At 73.4% G+C, this 8352-nt stretch carries 8 protein-coding genes and 2 pseudogenes; 2 read left to right on the top strand and 8 right to left on the bottom strand.

Annotated features, from left to right (window positions below):
- The 8 genes and pseudogenes from PKE99_RS37005 to PKE99_RS36970 form a co-directional block, all read right to left on the bottom strand.
- A pseudogene (locus PKE99_RS37005) lies at positions 1–523 on the bottom strand (Re/Si-specific NAD(P)(+) transhydrogenase subunit alpha); the annotation flags it as partial.
- Positions 524–898: 375 nt separating this feature from the next.
- A complete protein-coding gene (locus PKE99_RS37000) occupies positions 899–1669 on the bottom strand; it encodes an enoyl-CoA hydratase/isomerase family protein (protein ID WP_037050979.1) in 771 nt (256 codons plus the stop codon).
- Positions 1662–2732, bottom strand: a complete 1071-nt coding sequence (gene paaE, locus PKE99_RS36995) for a 1,2-phenylacetyl-CoA epoxidase subunit PaaE (protein ID WP_037051047.1) — start codon at positions 2730–2732, stop codon at positions 1662–1664. Before paaE ends, PKE99_RS37000 begins: the two co-directional genes overlap by 8 nt.
- A 55-nt stretch (positions 2733–2787) precedes the next feature.
- On the bottom strand, positions 2788–3306 hold the full coding sequence (paaD, locus tag PKE99_RS36990; protein WP_051738021.1) for a 1,2-phenylacetyl-CoA epoxidase subunit PaaD: 519 nt from the start codon (positions 3304–3306) through the stop codon (positions 2788–2790).
- Complete coding sequence (paaC, locus tag PKE99_RS36985; protein WP_231498370.1) at positions 3300–4229, bottom strand: 1,2-phenylacetyl-CoA epoxidase subunit PaaC; 930 nt, start codon at positions 4227–4229, stop codon at positions 3300–3302. The genes paaD and paaC overlap by 7 nt, the downstream gene beginning before the upstream one ends.
- Complete coding sequence (gene paaB, locus PKE99_RS36980) at positions 4226–4513, bottom strand: 1,2-phenylacetyl-CoA epoxidase subunit PaaB (RefSeq protein WP_271214979.1); 288 nt, start codon at positions 4511–4513, stop codon at positions 4226–4228. The genes paaC and paaB overlap by 4 nt, the downstream gene beginning before the upstream one ends.
- 98 nt (positions 4514–4611) lie before the next feature.
- A complete protein-coding gene (gene paaA, locus PKE99_RS36975; RefSeq protein ID WP_037050984.1) occupies positions 4612–5577 on the bottom strand; it encodes a 1,2-phenylacetyl-CoA epoxidase subunit PaaA in 966 nt (321 codons plus the stop codon).
- A gap of 92 nt (positions 5578–5669) precedes the next feature.
- The gene (locus PKE99_RS36970; RefSeq protein WP_081924581.1) at positions 5670–6308 is read right to left on the bottom strand and encodes a TetR/AcrR family transcriptional regulator; all 639 of its coding nucleotides are present in this window, start codon (positions 6306–6308) and stop codon (positions 5670–5672) included.
- 506 nt (positions 6309–6814) lie between these two features.
- Between PKE99_RS36970 and PKE99_RS36965 the strand changes: the two genes are divergently transcribed.
- Both PKE99_RS36965 and PKE99_RS36960 read left to right on the top strand, forming a co-directional pair.
- The gene (locus PKE99_RS36965) at positions 6815–8059 is read left to right on the top strand and encodes a thiolase family protein (protein ID WP_037050986.1); all 1245 of its coding nucleotides are present in this window, start codon (positions 6815–6817) and stop codon (positions 8057–8059) included.
- 26 nt (positions 8060–8085) lie between these two features.
- Positions 8086–8352 (top strand): annotated as a pseudogene (locus tag PKE99_RS36960) (phenylacetic acid degradation bifunctional protein PaaZ); the annotation flags it as partial.

Genomic DNA, 8352 nt, shown 5'->3' with positions numbered 1-8352 from the left:
GCGGGACCTTGCCCGCCGCGGTGACCTGCCCGGTGAAGAACCGGCCGAACGCGTGCGCCGCCTCGATCACCGCCCGGTACCCGGCGATGTTCGCCATCGAGGACAGCACGTCCAACGACTGCGCCCGGCTGATCCGCGGCACGGCGTCCATCGACAGCGCCGTGACGCCCTGCGCCGCCAGCGCGGCCACCCGCTCCTCCTCGAAGCGGGGCGCCAGCATCGCCACCAGCGTCGAACCGGACCGCAGCTTCTCGATCTCGTCCGGCTGCGGGGCGTTGATCGCGACCACGACGTCGGCGTCCCACACCGGCCCCTCGGACACCTCCGCACCCGCGGCGGCGTAGGCGGCGTCGTCGAACCCGGCCCGCGCACCCGCCCCGGACTCCACCGTCACGGCGTAGCCGAGGTCCACGGCCTTGCGCACCGTCTCCGGCGTCAACGCCACCCGCGTCTCCGCCTTCGTCGACTCCGCCACCACACCGATGCGCAGCGGCGGCGCGGGTGCTTCGGGACTGTCGCTCATTCGCTCTCCTCGATGTACGGCATCACTGTCGATCGGGGTGGAGGGGGCCGTCGTCACGCACCGGCCCGCAGGACGAGGGCCCGGGTCACCGACGAACGACGACGCGGCCCTCGTCCCGCGAAGGCGCTTGGCAAAGTTAACGCACTTCTCGCCCCGCGCAGCGACGATCGCGTCACACCGAACGGGTGTGTCGTGGCACCGCCACCGCTCTGCGCCGCGGCGCGTCAGCGCGGATTACGGACGCCGTCGGCATCTCATGATCGCTCTGAGGGTGCACGTGCGGCGGATCGAACAGCCGCTGATGCACGCAGAAGCCGATCACGGCGCCGAGCGCACCTCATCAACGTCGGGGTGAGTCGACGGTCGCCCTGCGGGTCAGGCGCGGAAGGTCGGCTTCCGCTTCTCCCGGAACGCGGCGACGCCCTCGGCGAAATCGGGTCCGGTGAAGAGGGTGCGCTGGGCGCGGGCCTCGGCGACGAGGACCTGCCGCAGGTCGGTGTGGCCGGCGGCGAAGATCTCCTTGGTCGCGGCGAGGGCCGGGCGGGAGCGCCGGGCCAGCAGCTCTGCCCGCTCCAGGGCCAGCTCGACGGCTCCGCCCGGCTCGGCGAGGCGCTCGACCAGGCCGATCGTCGCGGCGTGCTCGGCGTCGACGACCTCGCCGAAGAGGATCATCTCGGCCGCGCGGCCCTGGCCGATGCGCCGCGGCAGGGTCCAGGCCAGGCCGGCGTCCGTCGCGAGGCCGACGCCGCCGAACGAGGCGCAGAAGCGGGCGTCGCGGGCCGCGACCACGTGGTCCGCCGCGGCGGCCAGCGACAGCCCCGCACCGTAGGCACCGCCCTCGACCGCGGCGATCACCGGCGTGGGCCCGGCGACCATCGCCTCGACGAGATCGGCGAGCAGCTGCAGGCGCAGGATCCCGAGCTGCTCGTCGTCGCTCATCGACGAGATGTCCCCGCCGGCGGAGAAGAAGCCCTCCGCGCCGGTGAGGACCAGGACGCGGACGGTGTCGTCGTCCGTCGCCGCGCGGACCGCGTCCCGTAGCTCGCGGCGCATCTCGACGGACAGCGCGTTGCGCCGCCTCGGGTCGGCCAGGGTCAGGATCCGGACGGGCCCCCGGTCCTCGACCCCGACGAGGCCCTCAGACATCGAAGTCGACGGTCACCGTGTCCGACACCGGCAGGGTCTGGCAGGTCAGCACGAACCCGGCCTCGACCTCCTCGTCCTCGAGCGCGAAGTTGCGGCGCATGGTGACCTCACCGTCGGTGACCTGCGCCCGGCACGTCCCGCACACGCCGCCCTTGCAGGCGAAGGGCAGGTCGCCGCGGACCTTCTGTGCCGCGTCGAGCACGGTCTCGTTCCGCGGCAGGGTCAGCTGGGTGGACCGCCCGTTGAGGACGACGGTGACCTCGCTGCCCTCGCCGACCTCGGCGTCGTCCTCGGCGCGGTGCACCGCGGGCGGCGGCTCGTCGACGTAGAACAGCTCGCGGTGGATCCGCTTCTTGTCCACCCCCAGCTCACCGAGGACGGTCACGGCGTCCTCGGTCATGCCGAGCGGGCCGCACAGCCACCAGTGGTCGACGCCCTCGACGTCGACGAGCGACCCGAGCAGGACCCGCATCCGGTCCGCGTCGAGCCGGCCGTTGAAGATGTCCGCCTCGGTGGGTTCGCGGGAGAGCACGTTGAGCAGGTGCAGCCGGGGCCCGTAGGCGTTCTTGAGGTCGGCGATCTCCTCGGTGAACATCACGGTGTCGGTGCGCCGGTTGCCGTAGAGCAGCGTGACGCGGGTGTCCGCATGCGCGGCGAGCAGCGACGCGGCGATCGACAGTACCGGCGTGATGCCCGACCCGGCGGCGACGAGCCCGTGGTGGGTGCCCGCGGCGAGGTCGGGGGTGAAGGACCCGGCGGGCGGGCCGACCTCGATCTCGTCGCCGACCTCGAGCCGGTCGACGAGCCACTCGGAGAACAGCCCGCCGTCGACCCGGCGCACGCCGACCCGCGGCTCGGCGCCGGCCGGGGCGCAGATCGAGTAGGAGCGCCGCTCCTCCCCCGCCTCGGTCTCGAGCCGGAGCGTCAGGTACTGCCCGGGGCGGAACGTGAAGTCCTCGCGCAGGTCGTCCGGGACCGCGAAGGTGACGGCCACGGCGTCGTCGCACAGCCGCTCCAGCGCGGACACCCGCAGCCGGTGGAAGCCGCTCTCGCGGGGCGCCACGACCTCGTCGTCGGCCCGGGTGCCGGCGGCGGGCAGTGTGGTCGCGGGGGTCACCTCAGATCTCCTTCATGTGCTCGAAGGGCTCCTGGCACGACGGGCAGCGCCGCAGCGCCGTGCAGGCCGTCGGGCCGAAGCGGGAGAACTCCTCGGTCGACGGGGCGCCGCAGCGCGGGCAGCGGACCTGTGTCGACGGGGCGCCGAGGGTCAGCGGGATCGGGCCGGCGGCGCGGGCCGGCGCCTTCCCGGGCGGGGCGATGCCGGCCTCGGCGAGCTTGCGGCGCCCGGCCTCGCTGATCCAGTCCGTGCTCCACGCGGGCGAGAAGACGGTGCGGACCTCGACGCGGTCGTAGCCCGCCTCGCCGAGCGCGATGCGGATGTCGTCCCGCATGACCTCGATCGCCGGGCAGCCCGAGTACGTGGGGGTGATCGTGACGACCGCCCCGCCGCCGTCCTCCTCGACCGACCGGATCACGCCGAGGTCGTCGAGCGTGAGCATCGGCATCTCGGGGTCGACGACCCGGGCGACGACGTCCCGCGCGCCCAGGTCCACCCGGAGCTCGGGATCGGTCACCATGTCGCCCCCGGGTGCTCGCGCGCCACGCTCTGCATCTCCGCCAGGACGTGCCCGAGGCGCTCGGTGTGCACGCCCTGCCGGCCGCTGCGACCGCCGATCGTGCCCACCGGGGGCACCTCGGGCCGGGTGAGGGTGGCCCGGTCGAGGACCTGCGCGAGCACCGCGTCGAACTCCTCGCGCGTCCCGGCCGGGTCGACCGCGACGCCCGCCTCGATGAGCCGGTGCTCCTCGTCGGAGGTGCGGAACAGCTCCTCCACGTACGGCCACGCCCAGTCCAGCCCGGCCTGCACACGCCGGTGCGACTCCTCCGTGCCGTCGCCCAGGCGCAGGGCCCAGCGGGCGGCGTAGTCGCGGTGGTAGGTCAGCTCCTTGACGCCCTTGCCCGCGACCGCGGCGATCACCGGGTCCTTCGAGTCCAGCAGCCGGTGCAGCAGCGCGAGCCGCCAGGTCGAGAAGATCAGCAGCCGGGCGATGCAGCGGCCGAAGTCCAGCTCGTCGGACTGCTCGGCGAGGGCGACGTTGCGGAACCCGGCCTGGTCGCGCAGGTAGGCCAGCGCGTCCTCGTCGCGGTCCGCCCCCTCGACGTGCCCGGCCCGGGCCAGCAGCACGCGGGCCTGACCGAGCAGGTCGAGCGCGGTGTTCGCCAGCGCGACCTCCTCCTCCAGCTCCGGCGCGTTCGCCACCCACTCCGACAGCTGCTGGCTGTAGATCAGCGCGTCGTCGCCCAGCATCTGGCAGTACGCCGCGAGGTCCGCCGCGTCGACGCCCTCGGGCACCGGCGCGGTGATCTCGGCCTCCCCGAGACTCAGACCGTCCTCGAAGCCCGTGCCGAACGCCCAGCGCGGGTCGTCGTGCGCGGTGGTCTCCGACAGCGACTGGTAGGCGTTGGTCGCGTCGTGCTCGCCCTGCTCCACGTGGCTCACAGGTGCGGCACCTCCTCCGGGATCGCGTAGAAGGTCGGGTGCCGGTAGACCTTGTCGCCGGACGGCGCGAAGAACGGGTCCTTCTCCGCCGGGCTCGAGGCGGTGATGTCCTCGGCCTTGACCACCCAGATCGACACGCCCTCGTTGCGCCGGGTGTAGAGGTCACGCGCGTTGTGCAGCGCCATCTCCGCGTCCGCGGCGTGCAGGGAGCCGACGTGGACGTGGTTCAGCCCGCGCTTGCCGCGCACGAACACCTCGTACAACGGCCAGTCGCGCCGCTTCACGCCCTGCCCCTTCTCAATGGCGCCGGTCGGCACCCCGGTGGTCGGGACGGCTCCGTGGCCGCCCTCCGCGGTCACCTCAGGGGTCTCGTCGCTCGGGATCACGCCGTCACCTCACGCTTCTTCGCCGCCTGCTTGTCCGCGTACACCCGGGCCGCCTCACGCACCCAGGCCCCGCTCTCGTGCGCGCGGCGCCGGTGCGCGATCCGCTGCGCGTTCGTGGGGCCGGCGCCGGAGATGACCGCCTTGAACTCCGACCAGTCCGGCTCGCCGAAGTCGTGCGCCTGCCGCTCGTCGTTCCACCGCAGGTCCGGGTCCGGCAGCGTGACACCCAGGGCCTCGGCCTGCGGGACGGTCATGTCCACGAACCGCTGGCGCAGCTCGTCGTTCGTGTGCCGCTTGATGTTCCACGCCATCGACTGCTGGGTGTTCGGGGAGTCACCGTCCGCGGGGCCGAACATCATCAGCGACGGCCACCACCACCGGTCGACCGACTCCTGCACCATGGCCTTCTGCGCCGGCGTGCCGTTGACCATGGCCAGCAGCAGCTCGTAGCCCTGCCGCTGGTGGAACGACTCCTCCTTGCAGATCCGCACCATCGCCCGCGCGTACGGGCCGTAGGAGCACCGGCACAGCGGGACCTGGTTGCAGATCGCGGCGCCGTCGACCAGCCAGCCGATCACGCCGACGTCGGCGTAGGTCAGCGTGGGGTAGTTGAAGATCGAGGAGTACTTCTGCTTCGACTCGATCAGCTTCTCGGTCAGCTCCTCGCGGTCCACGCCGAGCGTCTCGGCCGCCGCGTAGAGGTACATCCCGTGCCCGGCCTCGTCCTGCACCTTGGCCAGCAGGATCGCCTTGCGCCGCAGCGACGGAGCGCGGCCGATCCAGTTGCCCTCGGGCTGCATGCCGATGATCTCCGAGTGCGCGTGCTGCGCGATCTGGCGGATCAGGGTCTTGCGGTAGGCCTCGGGCATCCAGTCCCGCGGCTCGATCCGCTGGTCGGCGTCGATCGTGGCCTGGAACTCGTCCTCGAACGCAGGGTGGGAGCGCTCGTCGGTCGCGGTCATCGCGAACCTCCAAAACCGAATGTTCGTTCGTCTGATGATGACGCACTCCCGCCGCCCACGCAAGCGTGGGGCCGAACTCACCCGGGCGGGCGTCAGGCAGGCGGGATGATCCCCGTGGACACCATCTGCACGACCTGGGCGGGAAGGCCCTCCGAACCGGGCCGGCCGGGGCGGTACCACTCGATGATCGAGTTCACCGTGCCGGACAGCAACCGGGCCGCCAGCCAGGGCTCCACCCCGGCCGCGACCTCGCCGTCCTCCACCGCCTCGGCGACGAGCGAGGCGAGGGTGGCGTCGAACGCGCGGCGGCGGGCCAGGGCCCACCGCTCGATCTCGGTGTTGCCGCGGACCCGCAGGAGCAGCGTCACGTAGGGCAGCTCCGTGGTGAGCACCTCGACCTGGCGCCCGATGATGTGCTGCAGCCGCCGCAGCGCCGGTCCGCGCTGGGAGGCGGGCTCGTCGAGGATGCCGAAGAGCCCGTCGAGCGCACGCTGCAGCGCCGCGCGGAGGAGCTCCTCCTTGCCGCTGACGTGGTGGTAGAAGGAGGACTTCGTGATCCCGGCGGCCCGCGACAGGTCCTCCATCGAGGTGGCGTCGTAGCCGCGGGCGTTGAACTCCTGCACCGCCACGGCCAGCAGGGACCGGGCGTCGTAGACGGGGCGGCGGGCACCGGCCGCGCCGCGGGCGCGCCGGTTCGGCCGGGAGGGCGGATCGGCCGTCGCGGCGGTCATCGCGCCCCTCCCGCGTGTCGCATCCGGCCGACCGGCGGGCCGTCCTCTTCAAGGGTTGCTCGGGTCATCCACACACCTCGCCTTCCCCGTGTCGGGCCACTCGGAACCCCGTGAGACCGACGCCGTGATTCAGGGGCCGGTCCGGGTCGTGATTGCCCGAACGATCGGGCTGCGCACTTCTCGACCCCGGCGAACGCCGCGTGGGCCTCCCGCGGCACTGTGACGCGCTCGCCGAAGTCCTCTCCCCATCTGATGATCCTGCCCGTCCCGGCCGCCCCCTGGCGACCTCCCCTGACGCCGCCACCAGCGCTTTCTCGAGCCCCAACGGCCGCGGGTCGTGCCACGACGGCGATGGCTGAGCCCTGCCCGTCGGGCCCACGGGACGCGCGCGCCGGACGTCGTCGGCACCCTCGCCCCTGTCGGATCCCCACGCGCCCATGCTAACCTCCCCGACAACCGAACGATCGTTCGCCGACGCAGACACCGATCGGAGGCCGAGCGGCTTCATGGGCAGCAGCAACACCGCATTCCTGGTGAGCGGGGTCCGCACCCCGCAGGGCAAGTACGGCGGAGCGCTGGCGGGCGTCCGCCCCGACGACCTGGCCGCCCTGGTGGTCGGCGAGGCCGTCGCGCGGGCCGGGGTGCCGGCCGACGCGATCGACGAGGTCGTCCTCGGCGCCGCGAACCAGGCCGGCGAGGACAACCGCAACGTGGCCCGAATGGCCGTTCTGCTGGCCGGGCTCCCGGCGACGGTCCCGGGCTACACCGTGAACCGGCTGTGCGCGAGCGGCCTGACCGCCGTCACGAACGCCGCCCAGGCGATCAAGGCCGGGGAGGCCGACGTCGTCGTCGCCGGTGGGGTCGAGTCGATGACCCGGGCGCCGTGGGTGATGGCCAAGCCCGGCACGCCGTGGGCCAAGCCCGGCGAGGTCGCGGACACGTCGCTGGGCTGGCGCTTCACCAACCCGCGCTTCCGCGCCCTCGACGAGGCCGCGCCCGAGGTCCACACCGAGACCGCGGGTCCGGCGACCCTGTCGATGGGCGAGACCGCCGAGGAGGTGGCCACGCTCGACGGCATCACCCGCGAGGAGTGCGACGAGTTCGCGCTGCGCAGCCACACCCGTGCGGTCGCCGCTGCGAAGGACGGGCGGTTCGACGCGGAGCTGGTCACCGTGCCCGTCCCGCAGCGCAAGGGCGATCCCGTCCAGGTCACCGCGGACGAGGGCCCCCGCGCCGACGCCTCCCCCGAGTCCCTGGGCCGGCTGCGCCCGGTGTTCCGCAAGGGCGGGATCGTCACCGCGGGCAACTCCTCTCCCCTGTCCGACGGCGCCGCGGCGGTCGTCGTCGCCAGCGAGCGGGCCGTCGAGGAGCACGGGCTGACCCCGCTCGCCCGGATCGTCGTCGGTGCGAGTGCCGGCGTCGCGCCGCACGTCATGGGCCTCGGCCCGGTGCCCGCCACGCAGAAGGCGCTGAGGCTGGCCGGCTGGCAGACCGGCGACCTCGACGCCGTCGAGCTCAACGAGGCCTTCGCCGCGCAGAGCCTCGCCTGCGTGCGCCGCCTGGGCCTGGACCCCGAGACCGTGAACGCCGACGGCGGCGCCATCGCCCTGGGCCACCCGCTGGGCTGCTCCGGCGCCCGGATCACCGTCACGCTCGCCAACCGGCTCCGCCGCGAGGGCGGCCGTCGCGGGCTGGCGTCGATGTGCGTCGGCGTCGGCCAGGGCGCGGCCCTGCTGATCGAAACCGTCTGACCCGCCGCCACCACGAGAGGGACCGCATGACCACCCCGCTTCTGCGCAGCTATGTCTCCGGTGACTGGCACACCGCGACCGATGAGGGCCGCCCGCTGTTCGACGCGGTGACCGGGGAGGAGATCGCCCGGGTGTCCTCGACCGGGGTCGACTTCGGCGCCGCGCTGGGCTACGGGCGGGAGGTCGGTGGGCCGGCGCTGCGGGAGTTGACCTTCCATCAGCGGGCCGGGCTGCTCAAGGCGCTCGGGCAGCACCTGCGCGAGCACCGCGAGGAGCTCTACGCCGTCTCCGCG

This window comes from Pseudonocardia halophobica (assembly GCF_027922425.1).
Taxonomy (GTDB): Bacteria; Actinomycetota; Actinomycetes; order Mycobacteriales; family Pseudonocardiaceae; genus Pseudonocardia; species Pseudonocardia halophobica.
Note: the sequence above shows the minus strand (reverse complement) of the source record. Positions and strands in the feature narration are given on the sequence as shown.

What these genes read in the sequence shown, in the direction of transcription:
- PKE99_RS37000 (WP_037050979.1), bottom strand. Translation starts at nt 1,669, where the DNA reads ATGTCTGAGGGCCTCGTCGGGGTCGAGGACCGGGGGCCCGTCCGGATC.
- paaD (WP_051738021.1), bottom strand. Translation starts at nt 3,306, where the DNA reads ATGGTGACCGATCCCGAGCTCCGGGTGGACCTGGGCGCGCGGGACGTC.
- paaA (WP_037050984.1), bottom strand. Translation starts at nt 5,577, where the DNA reads ATGACCGCGACCGACGAGCGCTCCCACCCTGCGTTCGAGGACGAGTTC.
- PKE99_RS36970 (WP_081924581.1), bottom strand. Translation starts at nt 6,308, where the DNA reads ATGACCGCCGCGACGGCCGATCCGCCCTCCCGGCCGAACCGGCGCGCC.
- PKE99_RS36965 (WP_037050986.1), top strand. Translation starts at nt 6,815, where the DNA reads ATGGGCAGCAGCAACACCGCATTCCTGGTGAGCGGGGTCCGCACCCCG.